The sequence below is a fragment of the Mycobacterium sp. 852002-53434_SCH5985345 genome (genome assembly GCF_001667155.1).
Taxonomy (GTDB): Bacteria; Actinomycetota; Actinomycetes; order Mycobacteriales; family Mycobacteriaceae; genus Mycobacterium.
This window is the reverse complement of the sequence record NZ_LZIE01000005.1, coordinates 18888-39033: the sequence shown is the minus strand read 5'-3', so window position 1 is coordinate 39033 and position 20146 is coordinate 18888. Positions and strand designations below refer to the sequence as shown.

At 69.9% G+C, this 20146-nt stretch carries 18 protein-coding genes; 14 read left to right on the top strand and 4 right to left on the bottom strand.

The genetic code is table 11. The features are described 5' to 3' along the window. Positions 1-176: 176 nt before the first annotated feature. From pyrR to pyrF, 7 genes are read left to right on the top strand one after another with little or no spacing between them, the layout of a single operon-like run. On the top strand, positions 177-749 hold the full coding sequence (gene pyrR / locus A5756_RS00490) for a bifunctional pyr operon transcriptional regulator/uracil phosphoribosyltransferase PyrR (protein WP_066945172.1): 573 nt from the start codon (positions 177-179) through the stop codon (positions 747-749). Then, a complete protein-coding gene (locus A5756_RS00485; protein ID WP_066945169.1) occupies positions 746-1705 on the top strand; it encodes an aspartate carbamoyltransferase catalytic subunit in 960 nt (319 codons plus the stop codon). The genes pyrR and A5756_RS00485 overlap by 4 nt, the downstream gene beginning before the upstream one ends. Continuing rightward, on the top strand, positions 1702-2994 hold the full coding sequence (locus tag A5756_RS00480; RefSeq protein WP_066945166.1) for a dihydroorotase: 1293 nt from the start codon (positions 1702-1704) through the stop codon (positions 2992-2994). The genes A5756_RS00485 and A5756_RS00480 overlap by 4 nt, the downstream gene beginning before the upstream one ends. Next, on the top strand, positions 2991-3491 hold the full coding sequence (locus A5756_RS00475) for a transporter (protein WP_066945163.1): 501 nt from the start codon (positions 2991-2993) through the stop codon (positions 3489-3491). The genes A5756_RS00480 and A5756_RS00475 overlap by 4 nt, the downstream gene beginning before the upstream one ends. Beyond that, complete coding sequence (gene carA, locus A5756_RS00470) at positions 3488-4624, top strand: glutamine-hydrolyzing carbamoyl-phosphate synthase small subunit (RefSeq protein ID WP_066945160.1); 1137 nt, start codon at positions 3488-3490, stop codon at positions 4622-4624. The genes A5756_RS00475 and carA overlap by 4 nt, the downstream gene beginning before the upstream one ends. Continuing rightward, a complete protein-coding gene (carB, locus tag A5756_RS00465) occupies positions 4624-7989 on the top strand; it encodes a carbamoyl-phosphate synthase large subunit (protein WP_066945157.1) in 3366 nt (1121 codons plus the stop codon). Before carA ends, carB begins: the two co-directional genes overlap by 1 nt. Then, the gene (pyrF, locus tag A5756_RS00460; protein ID WP_066945154.1) at positions 7986-8813 is read left to right on the top strand and encodes an orotidine-5'-phosphate decarboxylase; all 828 of its coding nucleotides are present in this window, start codon (positions 7986-7988) and stop codon (positions 8811-8813) included. Before carB ends, pyrF begins: the two co-directional genes overlap by 4 nt. A gap of 77 nt (positions 8814-8890) precedes the next feature. Here the strand turns inward: pyrF and A5756_RS00455 are convergent, their stop codons facing one another. Next, on the bottom strand, positions 8891-9313 hold the full coding sequence (locus tag A5756_RS00455) for a molybdopterin-binding protein (protein ID WP_066945151.1): 423 nt from the start codon (positions 9311-9313) through the stop codon (positions 8891-8893). A 466-nt stretch (positions 9314-9779) separates the two neighbouring features. Between A5756_RS00455 and mihF the strand changes: the two genes are divergently transcribed. The 5 genes from mihF to metK all read left to right on the top strand — a co-directional run bounded on the left by mihF (position 9780) and on the right by metK (position 13781). Then, positions 9780-10094, top strand: coding sequence for an integration host factor, actinobacterial type (mihF, locus tag A5756_RS00450; protein ID WP_007171927.1), 315 nt, complete (start codon positions 9780-9782; stop codon positions 10092-10094). A 49-nt stretch (positions 10095-10143) separates the two neighbouring features. After that, complete coding sequence (gene gmk, locus A5756_RS00445) at positions 10144-10812, top strand: guanylate kinase (protein ID WP_082959160.1); 669 nt, start codon at positions 10144-10146, stop codon at positions 10810-10812. 73 nt (positions 10813-10885) lie between these two features. Then, positions 10886-11212, top strand: a complete 327-nt coding sequence (rpoZ, locus tag A5756_RS00440) for a DNA-directed RNA polymerase subunit omega (protein ID WP_055403752.1) — start codon at positions 10886-10888, stop codon at positions 11210-11212. A 22-nt stretch (positions 11213-11234) separates the two neighbouring features. Continuing rightward, entirely contained in the window at positions 11235-12473 is a 1239-nt protein-coding gene (gene coaBC, locus A5756_RS00435; protein ID WP_066945140.1) for a bifunctional phosphopantothenoylcysteine decarboxylase/phosphopantothenate--cysteine ligase CoaBC, read from the top strand. 96 nt (positions 12474-12569) lie between these two features. After that, complete coding sequence (metK, locus tag A5756_RS00430) at positions 12570-13781, top strand: methionine adenosyltransferase (RefSeq protein ID WP_066945137.1); 1212 nt, start codon at positions 12570-12572, stop codon at positions 13779-13781. 79 nt (positions 13782-13860) lie between these two features. Here the strand turns inward: metK and A5756_RS00425 are convergent, their stop codons facing one another. Genes A5756_RS00425 through A5756_RS00415 form a run of 3 tightly spaced genes read right to left on the bottom strand, consistent with a single transcriptional unit; the run spans position 13861 to position 17318 of the window. Further along, positions 13861-15345 (bottom strand): NAD(P)/FAD-dependent oxidoreductase, encoded by a 1485-nt coding sequence (locus A5756_RS00425; RefSeq protein ID WP_066945134.1) that lies wholly within the window; start codon positions 15343-15345, stop codon positions 13861-13863. A 10-nt stretch (positions 15346-15355) separates the two neighbouring features. After that, on the bottom strand, positions 15356-16321 hold the full coding sequence (locus A5756_RS00420) for an alpha/beta hydrolase (RefSeq protein ID WP_066945131.1): 966 nt from the start codon (positions 16319-16321) through the stop codon (positions 15356-15358). 22 nt (positions 16322-16343) lie between these two features. Then, on the bottom strand, positions 16344-17318 hold the full coding sequence (locus A5756_RS00415; protein ID WP_066945129.1) for an alpha/beta hydrolase: 975 nt from the start codon (positions 17316-17318) through the stop codon (positions 16344-16346). Between A5756_RS00415 and A5756_RS00410 the strand changes: the two genes are divergently transcribed. Both A5756_RS00410 and A5756_RS00405 read left to right on the top strand, forming a co-directional pair. Next, a complete protein-coding gene (locus tag A5756_RS00410; RefSeq protein ID WP_066945125.1) occupies positions 17317-18051 on the top strand; it encodes a lysoplasmalogenase in 735 nt (244 codons plus the stop codon). The genes A5756_RS00415 and A5756_RS00410 overlap by 2 nt on opposite strands. Positions 18052-18157: 106 nt before the next feature. Further along, positions 18158-20101: a primosomal protein N' gene (locus tag A5756_RS00405; RefSeq protein ID WP_066945263.1), complete on the top strand. Its 1944-nt coding sequence runs from the start codon at positions 18158-18160 to the stop codon at positions 20099-20101. Positions 20102-20146 lie beyond the last annotated feature (45 nt).

The following is a 20146-nucleotide window of genomic DNA, read 5'->3' as shown; positions in this document are numbered from 1 at the left end:
GTGGGCGAAACCCGAGCGCGGCGGGACACCTGGGACGGGTGGGGCTCAGCGGGTGTTCGGGGACGGCACCACCCGTGCCTCGCACCGGCGCGCCTTCGAAGAAGTGCTACGCTGCCGGGCAGTCGACATCCTTTAACGATCCGTCCGGCGAGGCGGAGAAGGAGGTCAAGTCTCGTATGGGTGCTTTGGGTGAGAGCGGCGTGGGCCGCGAATCCCGGGAATTGATGTCGGCGGCCGACGTGGGTCGCACCATTTCCCGTATCGCACACCAGATCACCGAAAAGACCGCTCTGGATAATCCCGACGCGCCGCGGGTGGTGCTGTTGGGCATCCCGACCCGCGGCGTGATCCTGGCCAACCGCCTGGCCACCAACATCGCCGAGTACAGCGGTGTTCAGGTCGGCCACGGCGGGCTCGACATCACCCTCTACCGCGACGACCTGATGCAGAAGCCCCCGCGGCCGCTCGAGGCCACCTCGATCCCCGCCGGCGGCATCGACGACGCGCTGGTGATCCTCATCGACGACGTGCTGTACTCCGGGCGCTCGGTGCGCTCCGCGCTGGACGCGCTGCGCGACGTCGGCCGTCCGCGGGTGGTGCAGCTGGCGGTACTGGTCGACCGCGGCCACCGCGAACTGCCGCTGCGGGCCGACTACGTCGGCAAGAACGTCCCCACCTCCCGCGGCGAGAGCGTGCACGTGCTGCTGTCCGAGCAGGACGGTCGCGACGGGGTGGTGATCTCGCGATGACGCGTCACCTGCTGGCCGCCGGCGACCTGAGCCGCGACGAGGCCACCGCCATCCTCGACGACGCGGACCGGTTCGCCGAGGCGCTGGTGGGCCGCGAGATCAAGAAGTTGCCGACGCTGCGCGGCCGCACCGTGATCACGATGTTCTACGAGAACTCCACCCGCACCCGGGTGTCGTTCGAGGTGGCCGGCAAGTGGATGAGCGCCGACGTCATCAACGTCAGCGCGGCCGGATCGTCGGTGGGCAAGGGGGAGTCGCTGCGCGACACCGCGCTGACACTGCGGGCGGCCGGCGCCGACGCGCTGATCATCCGTCATCCGGCGTCCGGGGCGGCGCACCTGCTCGCCGACTGGACGTGCGCCGGCAACGACTCCGGGCCGTCGGTGATCAACGCCGGGGACGGCACCCACGAGCACCCGACGCAGGCGCTGCTGGATGCGCTCACCATCCGCCAGCGCCTGGGCGGCATCGAGGGCCGGCGCATCGTGATCGTCGGCGACATCCTGCACAGCCGGGTCGCCCGCTCCAACGTCATGCTGCTGAACACCCTGGGCGCCGAGGTGGTGCTGGTGGCGCCGCCGACGCTGTTGCCGGTCGGGGTCGACGGGTGGCCGGTCACCGTGACAGGCGACTTCGACGCCGAGTTGCCCGCCGCCGACGCCGTGTTGATGCTGCGGGTGCAGGCCGAGCGGATGAACGGCGGCTTCTTTCCGTCGGTGCGCGAATACTCCGCCCGCTACGGGCTTTCCGATCGCCGCCAGGCCATGCTGCCCGGCCACGCCGCAGTGCTGCACCCTGGGCCGATGCTGCGCGGCATGGAGATCGCGTCGTCGGTGGCCGACTCGTCGCAATCGGCCGTGCTGCAACAGGTTTCCAACGGTGTGCACGTGCGCATGGCGGTGCTGTTCCATGTGCTGGTGGGAGCGGAATCCGCAGGAGAAGAGGGCGTGGCATGAGCGTGCTGATCCGCGGGGTCCGATTGTACGGCGAGGGCGATCGGGTTGACGTGCTGGTCGATGACGGCCAGATCGCCGAAATCGGTGCGGGCCTTGAGATTCCCGACACCGCGGACGTCGTCGACGCCACCGGTCACGTGCTGCTGCCGGGACTGGTCGACCTGCACACCCATCTGCGCGAACCCGGCCGCGAGTACGCCGAGGACATCGAAACCGGTTCGGCCGCAGCGGCGTTGGGCGGCTACACCGCGGTGTTCGCGATGGCCAACACCAACCCGGTCGCCGACAGCCCGGTGGTCACCGACCACGTGTGGCACCGCGGCCAACAGGTCGGCCTGGTCGACGTGCACCCCGTCGGCGCCGTCACCGTCGGACTGGCCGGCGCCGAGCTCACCGAGATGGGCATGATGGCGGCCGGGGCCGGCCAGGTCCGGATGTTCTCCGACGACGGCATCTGCGTGCACGACCCGCTGGTGATGCGCCGCGCCCTCGAGTACGCCACCGGCCTGGGGGTGCTCATCGCCCAGCACGCCGAGGAACCCAGGCTGACCGTCGGCGCCGTCGCCCACGAGGGACCGACCGCCGCCCGGTTGGGGCTTTCGGGATGGCCGCGGGCCGCCGAGGAATCGATCGTCGCCCGCGACGCGCTGCTGGCGCGCGACGCCGGCGCCCGCGTCCACATCTGCCACGCGTCCACCGCGGGCACCGTCGAGATCGTGAGATGGGCCAAGGAACAAGGGATCTCGATCACCGCCGAGGTCACCCCGCATCACCTGATGCTCGACGACGGCAGGCTGGCCAGCTACGACGGCCGCAATCGCGTCAACCCGCCGCTGCGCGAGGCCGCCGACGCGGTGGCGTTGCGCCAGGCCCTGGCCGACGGTGTCATCGACTGTGTGGCCACCGATCATGCCCCGCACGCCGAGCACGAGAAGTGCGTGGAGTTCGCCGCTGCCCGACCCGGCATGCTGGGTCTGCAGACCGCGCTGTCGGTCGTGGTGCAGACGATGGTGACGCCCGGGCTGTTGACCTGGCGCGACGTCGCGCGGGTGATGAGTGAAAACCCCGCGCGCATCGTCGGGCTGCCCGATCACGGCCGCCCGCTGGAAGTGGGGGAGCCGGCCAACCTGACGGTGGTGGATCCCGACGCCACCTGGACGGTCGCCGGATCGGATCTGGCCAGCCGGTCGGCCAACACGCCATTCGAGTCGATGGCCCTGCCCGCCACCGTGACGGCGACCCTGTTGCGCGGCAAGGTCACCGCTCGAGACGGGAAGTGCCCGGTATGAATTCAGGCACGCTGGTGGGGTCGCTGATCTTCGCGGCCGTGCTGGTGGTGGTGATCGCGGTGGTGATCCAGCTGATGATGCGCGGCTGGCGGCGCCGCTCGCTGCGGCAGGCGGAGCTGATCGGCGACCTGCCCGACGTGCCCGACCAGGTGGGCGCGGTGATCGCCACCACCCGCGGCCACTATTGCGGTTCCATGATGGCGCCGGATTGGAACGAGCGGATCGCGGCCGGCGATCTGGGTTACCGAAGCAAAGGGGTGCTGACCCGCTACTCCGGCGGAATCATGGTGGAACGGCTGCGGGCCAAACCGATTTGGATTCCGGAGGACTCGATCAGCGCTATCCGGATGGAGCGCAGCATGGGAGGCAGGGCGCCGGCCCGGATCGGGATATTGGCGATTCGGTGGCGGCTGCCATCGGGAGTCGAGATCGACACCGGCTTTCGCGCCAACCACCGCGACGACTACGCCGAGTGGCTGAAAGAGGAAGCAGCGTGACGAACAAGGCCCTACTGGTACTCGAGGACGGGCGGGTCTTCACCGGCACGCCGTTCGGCAAGGTCGGCGAAACGCTGGGCGAGGCCGTGTTTTCCACCGGCATGTCCGGCTACCAGGAGACGCTGACCGATCCCAGCTACCACCGGCAGATCGTGGTGGCCACCGCGCCACAGATCGGCAACACCGGCTGGAACACCGAGGACGGTGAGAGCCGGGGCGACAAGATCTGGGTCGCCGGCTACGCGGTGCGCGACCCGTCGCCGCGCGCGTCCAACTGGCGCGCCACCGGCACCCTGGAGGACGAGCTGGTGCGCCAGCACATCGTCGGGATCGCCGGCATCGACACCCGGGCGGTGGTGCGCCACCTGCGCACCCGCGGATCGATGAAGGCGGGGGTGTTCTCCGGTGCGGCGCTCGCCGATCCGGCCGAGCTGGTGGAGCGGGTGCGGGGGCAGCAGTCCATGCTGGGTGCCGACCTCGCCGGCGAGGTCAGCACCCCGGAGCGCTACATCGTGGAACCCGAAGGACCGCAACGCTTCACGGTGGTCGCGCTGGACCTGGGCATCAAGACCAACACCCCACGGAACTTCGCGCGCCGCGGCGTCCGCAGCCATGTGCTGCCGTCGTCGACGAGCTTCGAGCAGATCGCCGACATCAAGCCCGACGGCGTGTTCTTGTCCAACGGTCCCGGCGACCCCGCGACCGCCGACCACGTCGTCGCGCTCACCCGCGAGGTGCTGGGCGCCGGGATACCGTTGTTCGGCATCTGCTTCGGCAACCAGATCCTGGGCCGGGCGCTGGGCCTGTCCACGTACAAGATGGTCTTCGGTCACCGCGGCATCAACATCCCGGTCATGGACCACGCCACCGGGCGGGTGGCGGTGACCGCACAAAATCACGGCTTCGCGCTGGAAGGCGAGGCGGGCCAATCCTTCGACACGCCGTTCGGGCAGGCCGTCGTCAGCCACACCTGCGCCAACGACGGTGTGGTCGAGGGCGTCAAACTCGCTGACGGGCGGGCGTTCTCGGTGCAGTATCACCCCGAGGCCGCCGCCGGGCCCCACGACGCGGAATACCTGTTCGACCAATTCATCGAGCTGATGGCCGCCCAACAAAGCGAAAGGGGGCGCTAGTGCCGCGTCGCACCGACTTGCGTCACGTGCTGGTGATCGGTTCGGGGCCGATCGTCATCGGCCAGGCGGCCGAATTCGATTACTCCGGTACCCAGGCCTGCCGGGTGCTGCGAGCGGAGGGGCTGCAGGTCAGCCTGATCAACTCCAATCCGGCCACCATCATGACCGACCCGGAGTACGCCGACCACACCTACGTCGAGCCCATCACCCCGGCGTTCGTGGAGCGGGTGATCGCCCAGCAGGCCGAGCGCGGCAACAAGATCGACGCGCTGCTGGCCACGCTGGGCGGGCAGACCGCGCTCAACACCGCGGTCGCGCTGTACGAGAACGGGGCGCTGGAGCGGCACGGTGTCGAGCTCATCGGGGCCGACATCGACGCCATCCAGCGCGGCGAAGACCGGCAGATGTTCAAGGACATCGTCGCCAAGGTCGGCGGTGAATCCGCCCGCAGCCGAGTGTGTTTCACCATGGAAGAGGTCCGCGAGACCGTGGATGAACTCGGCCTGCCGGTCGTGGTGCGGCCCAGCTTCACCATGGGCGGCCTCGGCTCGGGCATGGCGCGATCCGTCGAGGAGGTCGACCGGATGGCCGGCGCCGGCCTGGCCGAAAGCCCCAGCGCCAACGTGCTGATCGAGGAGTCGATCTACGGCTGGAAGGAATTCGAGCTCGAGCTGATGCGCGACGGCAACGACAACGTGGTCGTGGTGTGCTCGATCGAGAACTTCGACCCGATGGGCGTGCACACCGGTGACTCGGTCACCGTCGCGCCGGCCATGACGCTGACCGACCGGGAATACCAGCGGATGCGGGACCTGGGCATCGCGATCCTGCGCGAAGTCGGGGTGGACACCGGCGGCTGCAACATCCAGTTCGCGATCAACCCGACCGACGGCCGGCTGATCGTCATCGAGATGAATCCCCGGGTGTCGCGGTCCAGCGCGCTGGCGTCCAAGGCCACCGGCTTCCCGATCGCCAAGATCGCGGCCAAGCTGGCCATCGGGTACAGCCTCGACGAGATCGTCAACGACATCACCAAGGAAACGCCGGCCTGCTTCGAGCCCACACTCGACTACGTCGTCGTCAAGGCGCCGCGGTTCGCGTTCGAGAAGTTTCCCGGGGCGGACCCCACCCTGACCACCACGATGAAGTCCGTGGGCGAGGCAATGTCGTTGGGCCGCAACTTTATCGAGGCGCTCGGCAAGGTGATGCGATCGCTGGAGACCACCCGTGCGGGTTTCTGGACCAAGCCGGACCCGGACGGGGACGTCCACGAGGTGCTCGACCGGCTGCGCACCGCGACCGAGGGCCGGCTCTACGACATCGAATTGGCGCTGCGGCTGGGCGCCTCGGTCGAGCAGGTGGCCGAGGCCAGCGGCGTAGACCCATGGTTCGTCGCCCAGATCGGCGAGCTGGGCAAGCTGCGCACCGAGCTGCTCGACGCCCCGGTGCTCGACACCGACCTACTGCGCCGGGCCAAGCACAACGGGCTGTCGGACCGCCAGATCGCCGCGCTGCGGCCCGAGTTGGCGGGGGAGAACGGCGTGCGCTCGCTGCGTTCGCGGCTGGGCATCCACCCGGTGTACAAGACGGTGGACACCTGCGCGGCGGAGTTCGAGGCCAAGACGCCCTACCACTACAGCAGCTACGAACTCGACCCGGCGGCCGAGACGGAGGTGGCCCCGCAGACCGAGCGGCCCAAGGTGCTGATCCTCGGGTCCGGACCCAACCGCATCGGGCAGGGCATCGAATTCGACTACAGCTGCGTGCACGCGGCAACCACGTTGAGCCAGGCCGGTTTTGAGACCGTGATGGTCAACTGCAACCCCGAGACGGTGTCCACCGACTACGACACCGCCGACCGGCTGTACTTCGAGCCGCTGACGTTCGAGGACGTCTGCGAGGTGGTCCGCGCCGAGCAGCAGTCGGCCGGCGCCGGCCCAGGGGTGGTCGGCGTCATCGTGCAACTGGGCGGCCAGACCCCGCTCGGGCTGGCGCAGCGCCTCGCCGACGCCGGGGTCCCGATCGTGGGCACCCCGCCGGAGGCGATCGATTTGGCCGAGGACCGCGGCGCCTTCGGCGACGTGCTGCTGGGCGCCGGCTTGCCGGCGCCGAAATACGGCATGGCAACGACTTTCGCGCAGGCTCGCCGGATCGCCGACGAGATCGGTTATCCGGTGCTGGTGCGACCGTCATACGTGCTGGGCGGACGCGGGATGGAGATCGTCTACGACGAGGAGACGCTGGAGGGCTACATCACCCGCGCCACCGAGCTCTCACCCGAACACCCGGTGCTCGTCGACCGCTTCCTCGAGGACGCGGTGGAGATCGACGTCGACGCGCTGTGCGACGGCAGCGAGGTCTACATCGGCGGGATCATGGAGCACATCGAGGAGGCCGGCATCCACTCCGGTGACTCGGCGTGCGCGTTGCCGCCGGTCACGTTGGGCCGCAGCGACATCGAGAAGGTGCGCCACGCGACGCAGGCCATCGCGCATGGCATCGGGGTGATCGGGCTGCTCAACGTGCAGTACGCCCTGAAGGACGACGTGCTCTACGTCCTGGAGGCCAACCCGCGCGCCAGCCGCACGGTGCCGTTCGTATCCAAGGCCACCGCGATCCCGCTCGCCAAGGCGTGCGCCCGGATCATGTTGGGCGCCACCATTCCCCAGCTCCGCGCCGAAGGCCTGCTGGCGGCCTCCGGGGATGGCGCCCACGCGGCGCAGAACGCCCCGATCGCGGTGAAGGAGGCGGTGTTGCCGTTCCACCGCTTCCGCCGCGCCGACGGGGCCGCCATCGACTCACTGCTGGGCCCCGAGATGAAGTCGACCGGCGAGGTGATGGGCATCGACCGCGACTTCGGCAGCGCCTTCGCCAAGAGCCAGACCGCCGCGTACGGGTCGCTGCCGGCCGAGGGCACCATCTTCGTCTCGGTCGCCAACCGGGACAAGCGGTCGCTGGTGTTCCCCGTCAAGCGCCTCGCCGACCTGGGCTTCCGCGTCCTGGCCACCGAGGGCACCGCGGAGATGTTGCGCCGCAACGGGATTCCCTGCGACGAGGTGCGTAAGCACTTCGAGCCGGCGCAGCCGGGCCGCCCGGCGGTGTCCGCCGTCGACGCGATCAAGGCCGGTGAGGTCGACATGGTGATCAACACGCCCTACGGCAATTCCGGCCCCCGCATCGACGGCTACGAGATCCGTTCGGCCGCGGTGTCGGTCAACATCCCCTGCGTCACGACGGTGCAGGGCGCGTCGGCCGCCATCCAGGGCATCGAGGCCGGCATCCGCGGCGACATCGGCGTGCGGTCCCTGCAAGAACTGCACAGCCTCATCGGGCAGGGCGCCGCACCAAGCGAGGGCATCCGGTGACGCGGTTCGGCCTCCGGCTGGCCGAGGCCAAGGCGCAACGCGGCCCGCTGTGTGTGGGCATCGACCCGCACCCCGAGCTGCTACGCGCGTGGGATTTGCCGACCACCGCCGACGGACTGGCCGCGTTCTGCGACATCTGCGTCGAGGCGTTCGCCGGGTTCGCCGTCGTCAAGCCCCAGGTGGCGTTCTTCGAGCCCTACGGCGCCGCCGGGTTCGCAGTGCTGGAACGCACCATCGCCGCCCTGCGGTCGGTGGGCGTGCTGGTTCTGGCCGACGCGAAGCGCGGCGACATCGGCACCACGATGGCGGCGTATGCCGCCGCCTGGGCGGGAGACTCGCCGCTGGCCGCCGACGCCGTGACCGCCTCGCCATACCTGGGGTTCGGCTCGCTGCGGCCGCTGCTTGAGACCGCCGCCGCGCACGATCGTGGCGTGTTCGTGCTGGCGGCCACCTCCAACCCCGAGGGGGCGACCGTCCAGCGCGCCACGTTCGACGGCCGCACGGTCGCCCAGCTGGTCGTCGACCAGGCGGCGGTGGTGAACAAGTCCGCCACGCCGGCCGGGCCCGGATACGTCGGCGTGGTGGTGGGCGCGACGGTCCTCGAGGCACCCGACCTCAGCGCGCTGGGCGGACCGGTCCTGGTGCCGGGGCTGGGGGTGCAGGGCGGCCGGCCCGAGGCGCTCGCCGGGCTGGGTGGGGCGCATCCCGGCCAGCTGCTGCCCGCGGTGGCCCGCGAGGTGCTGCGCGCCGGGCCGGGAGTCCCCGAGCTGAGGGCGGCCGGCGAGCGGATGCTGGACGCGGTGGCCTATCTGGCAGCCCTCTAGACGCCCCGCTGGGCGCCGTCTGGGCCCCTGCGCACCGGAAACGCCACCGGGGTCGCGCCCGAGGCCCCAGGCGCGCGTCAGTCCGACGCTATCGACGTGCTGGGCCGGGCGGTCTCCACGATCACCGTGGTGGCCTTGACGACCGCCACGGCGACGCTGCCGGGCCGCAGCTGCAATTCCTCGGCGGCCTCGGTGCTCATCAGCGAGACGACGGTGAACGGCCCGCACTGCATCTCCACCTGGGCCATCACCTTGTCGCTGGTGACCTTGGTGACCAGGCCGACAAAGCGGTTGCGGGCCGAGCTGCCGATGCTGAGCGGGTCCGGCGGCGGGGCGGGCGCGTTGGTCCGGGAAAACCGGGCCAGGTCCTCGCTGGCGATGACCTTGCGGCCGGCCGCGTCGTGACTGACCGACAACGATCCTTGGTTGATCCATCGCCGGACGGTGTCGTCGCTGACTCCGAGCAGCTCAGCGGCCTGACGGATCCGCAGGTTCGACACCGCTAGATGGTAACCCGGCCGGTATTAGCTGGGGCTGGTACCAGCAATCGTCACCTGGTCGAAGCGCGCCGGAAGGCATCAGCGCGACACGCGCGACACGCGACGAAAAATGCGTGATCCCCGGCACGAGGGGTTTCCGGCCGTCGAGACCGCCCTTCGCCGCCGCCCCGGCGACGGCCACCGCGCCGCTCCGGTGCGCTAAAACCGCAGCTCAGAGCCCTGATTTTGGCGCCCGACACGGCGCTGCGACCGGCGGGACGGCACCAGTCGCGGACGTCGTCGGTGGCGTCCGGCGAACCGGATTTTCGGGCCGCGCGCGGGGCTCATGCTGGGAGTTTGCCCCCCGAACCAGGGGGTCGGGTTAGATTTCGTCAGGAGGCCTGAGTACGGTCGTCTGCGCTGGCTGAAGTGCCGGCGCAGACAAAAAGCGATCGATTGAGATTGATTGATCAGATACGGAGGAATCGTGGCCCTTCCCCAGTTGACCGACGAGCAGCGCGCGGCCGCGTTGGAGAAGGCGGCTGCCGCACGTCGAGCGAGAGCAGAGCTCAAGGACCGGCTGAAGCGCGGCGGCACCAACCTCACGCAGGTGCTCAAGGACGCCGAGACCGACGAAGTCCTGGGCAAGATGAAGGTTTCCGCGCTGCTTGAGGCGTTGCCCAAGGTGGGCAAGGTCAAAGCACAGGAAATCATGACCGAGCTGGAGATCGCCCCCACCCGCCGCCTGCGCGGCCTGGGCGATCGGCAGCGCAAGGCCCTGCTGGAAAAGTTCGGCTCCTAACCCGGCCTCGGCCAACCCGCCCTGTGGGCGCACCGGCCCGGGAGCGCCAGTGAGCGCCGGCGGGGGACCGGACGTCGAGCACGGGACGCGTCCCACGCCATCGGGCAAGGGACGCGTGGTCGTGCTGTCCGGTCCCTCCGCGGTCGGCAAGTCGACAGTGGTCCGGTGCCTGCGCGAGCGGATACCGGGCCTGCATTTCAGCGTCTCGGCCACGACGCGGTCGCCGCGGCCGGGCGAGGTCGACGGCGTCGATTATCACTTCGTCAGCCCCGCCCGCTTCCAGCAGCTGATCGACGACGGCGCGCTGCTGGAGTGGGCCGACATCCACGGCGGACTGCACCGATCCGGCACCCTGGCCGAGCCGGTGCGCACCGCCACCGCAGCCGGGATCCCGGTGCTCATCGAGGTCGACCTGGCCGGCGCGAGGGCGGTCAAGAAGGCGATGCCCGAGGCCATCACCGTTTTCCTGGCCCCACCCAGCTGGGAAGATCTGGAGTCCAGGCTGGTCGGCCGCGGCACCGAAACACCGGAGGCCATGCGGCGCCGCCTCGAGACCGCCCGCGTCGAAATGGCGGCCAAGGACGACTTCGACGAGGTCGTGGTCAACAGTCAATTGGAGTCTGCGTGCGCAGAATTGGTATCCTTGCTGGTGGAAACTGCGCCGGCTCGGCATGAAGCGCCCGGCCAGACCAGTCAGACCAGATCCAATCGAGACTGAGCATCGAATTGCCAGCGGTAGTTAAGCCGTTTCGGGGCTCTGACCGCTTCGAACGTTGAGGAGATTGACCTAAGTGACCATTCCGCAGTCCGACGCCGCGTTGGCCGCCGTCCCCGATCGGTTTGACCCCTCTGCCGGAGGGCAGGGCGCCTACGACACCCCGCTGGGCATCACCAACCCGCCCATCGACGAGCTGCTGGACCGCGTGTCGAGCAAGTACGCCCTGGTGATTTACGCCGCCAAGCGGGCCCGCCAGATCAACGATTACTACAACCAGCTCGGCGAGGGCATCCTCGAATACGTTGGGCCGCTGGTCGAGCCGGGGCTTCAGGAGAAGCCGCTGTCGATCGCCCTGCGTGAAATCCACGCCGACCTGCTCGAGCACACCGAGGGCGAGTAACTAGGACGGGGCCGGGCAGGCTGTGGACCGTAAACGGATCGTCGTCGGCGTCTCCGGTGGCATCGCCGCCTACAAGGCGTGCACGGTCGTTCGTCAGCTCTCCGAGGCCGGCCACCTGGTCCGCGTCATCCCCACCGAATCCGCGCTGCGGTTCGTTGGGGCCGCCACGTTCGAGGCGCTCTCCGGCCAGCCGGTGCACACCGGGGTTTTCGAGAACGTCCCGGAGGTGCCGCACGTCCAGCTCGGGCAGAAGGCCGACCTGGTTCTGGTGGCGCCGGCCACCGCGGACCTGCTGGCGCGCGCGGTGCACGGCCGCGCCGACGACCTGCTGACCGCGACCCTGCTCACGGCGAGATGCCCGGTGTTGTTCGCGCCGGCGATGCACACCGAGATGTGGTTGCACCCGGCGACCGTCGACAACGTGGCGACGCTGCGGCGCCGTGGCGCGGTGGTGCTGGAACCCGCGTTCGGCCGGCTCACCGGCGCCGACAGCGGCTCGGGCCGGCTGCCCGAGGCGGAGGAGATCACCACGCTGGCCCAGCTGCTGCTGGAGCGCCACGACGCGCTTCCCTACGACCTCGCCGGATGCAAGGTGCTGGTGACCGCCGGCGGCACCCGCGAACCGATCGACCCGGTGCGCTTCATCGGCAACCGCAGCTCGGGCAAGCAGGGCTACGCGGTGGCCCGCGTCGCTGCCCAGCGGGGCGCCGAGGTCACCCTGATCGCCGGTCACACCGCCGGACTGATCGGTTCCGCCGGCGTCGAAGTGGTCCACATCAGCTCCGCGGAGCAGCTCGGGGACGCGGTGGCCAAGCACGCCCCCGCGGCCGACGTGCTGGTGATGGCGGCGGCCGTCGCCGACTTCCGGCCCGCGCAGGTTTCCGCCGCCAAGATCAAAAAGGGTGACGAAGGGCCACCGGCGATCGAGCTGGTGCGCAACGACGACGTGCTGGCCGGCGCGGTGCGGGCACGCGCCAGCGGCGAGCTGCCCAACATGCGGGCCATCGTCGGGTTCGCCGCGGAGACGGGCGATGCCAACGGCGATGTGCTGTTTCACGCTCGCGCCAAGCTGCGCCGCAAGGGCTGCGACCTGTTGGTGGTCAACGCGGTGGGCGACGGCAGGGCGTTCGAGGTGGACAGCAACGACGGGTGGCTGCTCGCGTCCGACGGCACCGAGTCCGCACTGCAGCATGGCTCCAAGACGCTGATGGCCAGTCGTATCGTGGATGCGATCGCCACGTTCCTGCATGGCGGCGGGTAATAAGGTTCGGTTCTCCTGTGGCGCCAGGCCAGGTGCTGGCCGGACGACGCCCGCCGATATAATTCGGCTAACTAATTATTCGGAAGGATTGAGATTGTGAGCGAAAATGGTCGCCTGTTTACCAGTGAGTCGGTGACTGAGGGACATCCCGACAAGATCTGCGACGCGATCAGCGACTCGGTCCTCGACGCCCTGCTGGCGCAGGACCCCCGCTCACGTGTCGCGGTCGAGACGCTGGTGACCACCGGCCAGGTGCACGTCGTCGGCGAGGTGACGACGACGGCGAAGGAGGCATTCGCCGACATCACCAACACGGTCCGCGAGCGCATCCTCGAGATCGGCTACGACTCGTCGGACAAGGGTTTCGACGGGGCGTCGTGCGGGGTGAACATCGGCATCGGCGCGCAATCGCCCGACATCGCCCAGGGCGTCGACACCGCCTACGAGGCCCGGGTCGAGGGTGAGCAGGACCCGCTGGACGCGCAGGGCGCCGGTGACCAGGGTTTGATGTTCGGCTACGCGATCGCCGACACCCCCGAACTGATGCCGCTGCCCATCGCGCTGGCCCACCGCCTGTCCCGGCGGCTGACCGAGGTGCGCAAGAACGGCGTCCTGCCCTACCTTCGCCCGGACGGCAAGACTCAGGTCACCATCGAATACGAGGACAACGTTCCGGTCCGCCTCGACACCGTGGTGATCTCCACCCAGCACGCGGCCGACATCGACCTGGAGCACACCCTGACCCCCGATCTCCGGGAAAAGGTGGTCAACACCGTCCTCGACGATTTGGCACACGACACGTTGGACACCTCGTCGACGCGGTTGCTCTTCAACCCGACCGGCAAGTTCGTCCTGGGCGGCCCGATGGGCGACGCGGGGCTGACCGGCCGCAAGATCATCGTCGACACGTACGGCGGGTGGGCCCGCCACGGTGGCGGCGCCTTCTCCGGCAAGGATCCGTCCAAGGTGGACCGCTCGGCGGCCTACGCGATGCGCTGGGTGGCCAAGAACATCGTCGCCGCCGGCCTGGCGGAGCGGGTCGAGGTGCAGGTGGCCTACGCCATCGGCAAAGCCGCCCCCGTCGGCTTGTTCGTCGAGACCTTCGGCACCGCCACGGTCGACCCGGTCAAGATCGAGAAGATCGTCCCGGAGGTGTTCGACCTGCGTCCCGGCGCCATCATCCGCGATTTGGACCTGCTACGCCCGATCTACGCGCAGACCGCCGCCTACGGCCACTTCGGCCGCACCGACATCGAGCTGCCGTGGGAGCAGCTGAACAAGGTCGACGACCTCAAGCGCGCCGTCTAGGGGACTCGACGATAAGACCCGAAATCGCGTGAATCACCAAGGCAAACGGTGATTTTGCGTCCGTTCGCGGGCACCGGCGTCAGCCGGTGAATCGGTAGTCGTCGAGGTCGAACCGCCGGCTGCGCCAATAGGCCTCCACCGTGGTGGTGGGGCGCAGCGGCACGTCGCCGTTCTTGTCGAAGTAGTAGCTGTTGGCGAGCCGGCAGCTGTCCTGCCAGAAGATCTGCCGGTGCCGTCGGCGCATCATCTCGTCGAAGTACCGGTCGTTGGCTTCCTCGGTGACCTCGACGCGCGTCGCGCCCTGGCGCTCGGCCCGTTTCAGGCACCGCACGATGTGGTGGGTTTGCGTCTCGATGAGCGCGAAATATGACGAGCCGACGTAGCCGTAGGGGCCGAACACCGTGAACAGGTTGGGGAAATCGGGGATGCTGACGCCCTCGTAGGCCTGCAGCCGGTGTTCGTCCCAGAACCGGCTCAGGGATTTGCCGCCGCTTCCGGTGACCGCGAACGTCGGGACGTCGTCGGGGTCCATCACTTTGAACCCGGTGGCCAGGATCAGCACGTCGACTTCGTGGTCCGCGCCGTCGGTGGTGGCCACGGCCGACGGCGTTATCTTGTCGATCGGCTCGGTGACCAGCCGCACGTTGTCCCGGTTGAACGTGGCCAGGTACTCGTTGTGGAAGCCGGGGCGCTTGCAGCCGACCGCGTAGCGCGGGGTGAGTTGATCGCGCACCGTCGGGTCGTGAACCTGTTTGCGCAGATAGGCCAGCCCCGCCGACTCCATCCTCTTGGCCAGCGGGATGACCGTGAAATAGTGCGCGGAGATCGGGAAGGTGACTTCGACGAAGGCCTGGCTCAGTAACCGCTGCACGACCTTTCCCCCGGGGATCCGCATCGCCCAGCGGGCCGGTGCGGGCAGCGCGACGTCCAGCTTGGGGAAGCACCAGATCGGGGTGCGCTGAAAAATGGTGAGCTGCTTGACAATCGGCGCGATTTCGGGAATGACCTGGACGGCCGAGGCGCCGGTGCCGATGATCGCGACGCGCTTGCCGCTCAGGTCCTGGTCGTGATCCCAGCGCGCGGTGTGCATCGTGATGCCGCCGAAGCTGTCCACGCCGTCGATGTCGGGCAGGTTGGGGACGGTGAGCACCCCGCAGGCGCTGATCAGGAATCGGGCAGTCACCGTGCCGCCGGGGTCGGTCTGCACCCGCCACAGGCAATGCTCGTCGTCGAACTCGGCGGCTTGCACTTTGGTGTTCAACCGGATTCGGGATCGGAGCCCGTATTTGTCGACGCAGTGTTCCGCATACGCCTTGAGCTCGCGCCCCCGCGCGTAGGTCCGCGACCAATCCGGGCTCTGCTCGAAGGAGAACTGGTAGGAGAACGACGGAATGTCCACGGCGATACCGGGATAGGTGTTCCAGTGCCACGTCCCGCCGACCCCGTCGCCAGCCTCGACGACGAGATAGTTCGACAGTCCGGCGTTGTCGAGCTTGATGGCGGCGCCGATTCCGGAGAAGCCGGCGCCCACGATCAGCGTGTGGTAGTCGGGAGTGCTGCTCATCGGTGTCCGCCTAGGGGTGGAGTGCCTTCTTGAGTGCGGCCAGCCCCCGGTCGGTGGCATCGCCGGCCGCGGGTATCACCAGAGCGAAGCTGGCGTAGCCGTGCACCAGGTTCGGTTCGTTGCTCAATTCCGCGGGCACGCCGGCGCTGTCCAGCAGCTCGGCGTAGCGCGCCCCGTCGTCGCGCAGCGGATCGTGTTCGGCGGTCCCGATGTAGGCGGGCGGCAACCCGGACAGGTCCGTCGCGTTCGCCGGGGCGAGGGTGACGGGCAGCGCCGTCGGGTCACTGATGTCGAGGTCGGGCAGATACCAGGACAGGAACGCGTCGATGACGTCGCGGTCCAGGATGGGTGCGTTGGCGTTTTCGGTGTACGACGGCAGCGACAGGTCCGCGGTGACGACCGGGTACCACAGCAGCTGGAAGCTGAGCTCGGGTCCGGCGTTCTCGTTGGCCAGATGCGCCATCACGGCGGCCAGGTTGCCGCCGGCCGAGTCGCCGGCGACCGCGATGCGGGTGGGGTCGCCGCCCAGCTCGGCGGCGTGCTCGGCGACCCACTGCAACGCCGCCCAGGAGTCGTTGACCCCGGCCGGGAACGGATGCTCGGGCGCCAGCCGGTAGTCGACGGACACCACGATGGCCTCGGCGCCGACGGCGTGCGCGCGGGCCAGGGGGTCGTGGGTGTCCAGGCCGCCGAGGCAGAAGCCGCCGCCGTGGTAGAAGACGACGACGGGCAACGCCTCCTCCGGCTCCAGGGGCGGCCAGTAGATGCGCACGGGGATGTCGGTGAGCCCCCCGTGACCGATCATGCGGTCCTCGATGCGCAGGTCCGGCAGCATTTCGGGCGGCACCTGGAGCAACCGCAGGCGCGAGCGTGCAACCTCCACGCCGTCGGCCGCGCTGAAGGTCATCGGGAAGGCGTCGAGCAACGCCTTGAACGTCGGATCGATGCCGGGTCGGGCGAAGGTGGGCTCCGTCATGGATTCACCGTACGCCCCACATTTACCCGCGCAGCCCGGTTCGCAGGGCGCTCAACCCGCGTTCCATCGCGGCGGTGGCCGCGGGCACCACACCGCCGTAACCGAGATAGCCGTGCACCAGGTTCTCGGCGTTGTGCACCTCGACCAAAACGCCCGCTTCGGCCAGCCGCTCGCCGTACCGAATGCCGTCGTCGCGCAGCGGGTCGTGACCCGCGACGGCGATGTAGGCGGGCGGCAGGTTGGACACGTCCGCGGCGCGTCCCGGCGCCATACCCGGTGGCGGGGCGGATAAGTCGACTTCGCCCGCGTACCAACGCGAGAACTCGGCGACGGCCTTGACATCCAGGATCGGCGCGGCGGCGTTTTCGGTGAAGGACGGCAGCGAGGCGTCCCACATGGTGGAGGGATACCACAGCAGCTGGAACGCGATGAGCGGTGCGCCGCTATCACGCGCCCGCTGTGCCGTTACGGCCGTGATGGTTCCGCCGGCTGAATCCCCGGCCAGGGCCAACCGATTCGGATCACCGCCCAATTCGCCGGCGTGCTCGGCGGTCCAAAGCGTTGCGGCCCAAGCGTCTTCGATGGCGGCGGGGTAGGGATGCTCGGGCGCCAACCGGTAGTCGACGGACACCACGATCGCGTCGGCGCCCACCGCGTGCTGGCGGGCCGTGCCGTCGTAGCTGTCGAGGTCACCCACGACGAACCCGCCGCCGTGGAAGTACAGCACGACGGGCGGCGCGATACTACCGGTGCTCACGCCCGAATCGATTGGCGGCCAATAGATCCGGATGCCGATCGACCCTGCCGGACCGGGAATGGCGCGGTCTTCGACGCGCAGCTCGGGATGCAGTGGCCGGCGTGGCAGGTCGCGGAACCGCTGCCGCGCCGCATCAACACCGTCGTCGGCGGATAGCCGGAAGGGAACCGCATCCAGTACCTTCTGCAGGATGGGGTCGATCGCGGGCTTTTCGTCGGCTGTGTTATCCAAGCTTGGCATGGACGTACCGTACGCACCGCGTCTGGTCTTCGGCGGCTGGGTGGTGGCCGGCTGGGCGGCGCTCGGCTATGGCGTCTACCTGACGGTGTTGGCGCTGGGTTCGCCGCCGGGAACCGAGCTGACCGGGCACTGGGTGCTCCAGCCGCTGTTCAAGGCGTCGATGGCGTTGTTGCTGACCGCCGCCGCGGTCGGCCACGCCGTCGTCCGCGAGCGGCGGTGGCTGATGCCGGCGCTGCTGCTGTCGGCCATCGGCGACTGGGCGCTGGCGATCCCGTGGTGGGAGCCGTCCTTCGTAGTGGGCCTGGGCGCATTCCTGTTGGCGCACTTGTGCTTCCTGGGCGCGCTCCTGCCCCTGGCGGCGAGGCGTCCGTCGAAGCCGCGCATCGCCGCCGTGGTGGCCATGTGCCTGGCCACCATCGCGCTGCTGGCGTGGTTCTGGCCGCATCTGGACAAACTGAGGCTTCCGGTGACGGCCTACATCCTCGTGCTGACCGCAATGGTGTGCGCCGCGCTGGTGGCGCAGCTGCCGACGATCTGGACGGCGGTGGGGGCGGTGTGTTTCGCGGCGTCCGATTCGCTGATCGCCATCGGCCGCTTCATCCTGGGCAACGAGGCACTGGCGGTGCCGATCTGGTGGTCCTACGCCGCCGCGCTGATCCTGATGACGGCCGGGTTCTTCTTCGGTCGTGAGGCACCGGCCGACGCCGCTACCCCGGAACCGGCCGAAAGCTGACCCGGACGGTAAAGGCGTTGAGCAGCAACCTGTTTCGACGCGGGGTGCCGTGAGCGGCGCCGCGCGCACACCCGTGCAGGTGGAACCCATCGCCCGGGTGCTGCCGATGCTCTCGGTGCCGCACCTGGACCGTGAGTTCGACTACCTGGTTTCGGCCGAGCAGTCCGACGACGCCCAGCCCGGGGCGCGGGTGCGGGTGCGGTTTCACGGCCGCCTGGTGGACGCGTTCGTGCTGGAGCGCCGCAATGACACCGACCACCAGGGCAAGCTCGGCTACCTGGACCGCGTCGTGTCAGCCGAACCCGTGCTGACACCGGAGATCCGCCGGTTGGTCGACGCGGTGGCGGCGCGTTACGCCGGGACCCGGCCGGACGTGCTGCGCCTGGCGGTGCCGGCCCGGCACGCCCGGGTGGAACGGGAACCGACGGCGCCCCACCGGCTGCCCGTGCCCGCGCCCGTCGACCCGTCGGCGTGGGAGGGGTACGCCCGGGGCGCCCAGTTCCTGGCCGCCCTGGCCGAGTCCCGGGCCGCGCGGGCCGTCTGGCAGGCGCTGCCGGGGGAGTCGTGGGCGGACCGATTCGCCGAGGCGGCCGCGCAAACCATCCGCGCCGGACGGGCGGTGCTGGGCATCGTGCCCGATCAGCGGGATCTGGACGCGCTGTGGCGGGCCGCGACCGCGCGGATCGACGAGAGCGGCGTGGTGGCGCTTTCGGCCGGGCTGGGGCCGGCCGCCCGCTACCGGCGGTGGCTCGCGGCACTGCGCGGTCAGGCACGGTTGGTGATCGGCACTCGCAGCGCGGTTTTCGCGCCCCTTAGCGACCTGGGCCTCGTCATGGTGTGGGCCGACGCCGACGATTCACTGGCCGAGCCGCGGGCACCCTACCCGCACGCCCGGGAGGTGGCGATGCTGCGGGCGCATCAGGCGCGCTGTGCGGCGCTGATCGGTGGTTACGCGCGCACTGCAGAAGCCCAGGCGCTGGTGCGCAGCGGGTGGGCCCATGACATCGTCGCGACCCGGGCGGTGGTGCGCGCCCGCACGCCGCGGGTGGTCGCCCTCGACGACACGGGCTACGCCGACGAACGCGACCCGGCCGCGCGCACCGCGCGCATCCCGTCGATCGCGCTGCGCGCCGCCCGCTCGTCGCTCGAGGCCGGGGCGCCGGTGCTGGTGCAGGTGCCGCGGCGCGGGTATGTCCCGTCGCTGGCCTGCGCGCGCTGCCGCACGATCGCCCGGTGCCGGCACTGCACGGGCCCCTTGTCGTTGCAGGAGGGCGGCCAGGCGCTGATCTGCCGGTGGTGCGGGCGCATCGACCCGACGCGGCGGTGCGCGCGCTGCGGTTCGGACGCGGTGCGCGCCGTGGTCGTCGGGGCCCGCCGCACCGCCGAGGAGCTTGGGCGCGCGTTTCCCGGTACCGCGGTGGTCACCTCGTCCGGGGAAGGTGTCGTGCCGTCGGTCGCCGCCGGCCCGGCCCTGGTGGTGGCCACCCCGGGGGCGGAACCCGGCGCGGCGGGCGGCTACGGCGCGGCACTGCTGCTGGACACCTGGGCGCTGCTGGGGCGACAAGACCTGCGTGCCGCCGAGGACGCGCTGTGGCGCTGGATGACCGCCGCCGCCTTGGTGCGTCCCCGCGGCGAAGGCGGGGTGGTGCTGGTGGTGGCCGAATCATCAATTCCCACAGTCCAATCGCTGATCCGCTGGGATCCGGTGGGTCACGCGGACGCCGACCTGGCGGCTCGGGCCGAGGTGGGCTTGCCGCCGAGCGTGCATATGGCGGCGCTCGACGGCGCGGCCGATGCGGTGGCGGCACTGCTCGACGAGGCCGGGCTGCCGGACGGGGCCGACGTGCTGGGGCCGGTGGATTTGCCGGCGGGTGTGCGCCGCCCGGCGGGGACACCGGCCGGCGTCCCCGTGACGCGCATGCTGGTGCGCGCCCGGCGAGAGCAGGGCCTGGCGCTGGCCGCGGCGCTGCGTCGCGGTGTGAGCGTGCTGTCCGCCCGCCAGACCCACGAGCCGGTCCGGGTCCAGATCGACCCCCTGCACATCGGGTGACCTCGCCAAATCCTGCCCGAGGGGATAGTATGCGTCGGAAATAAT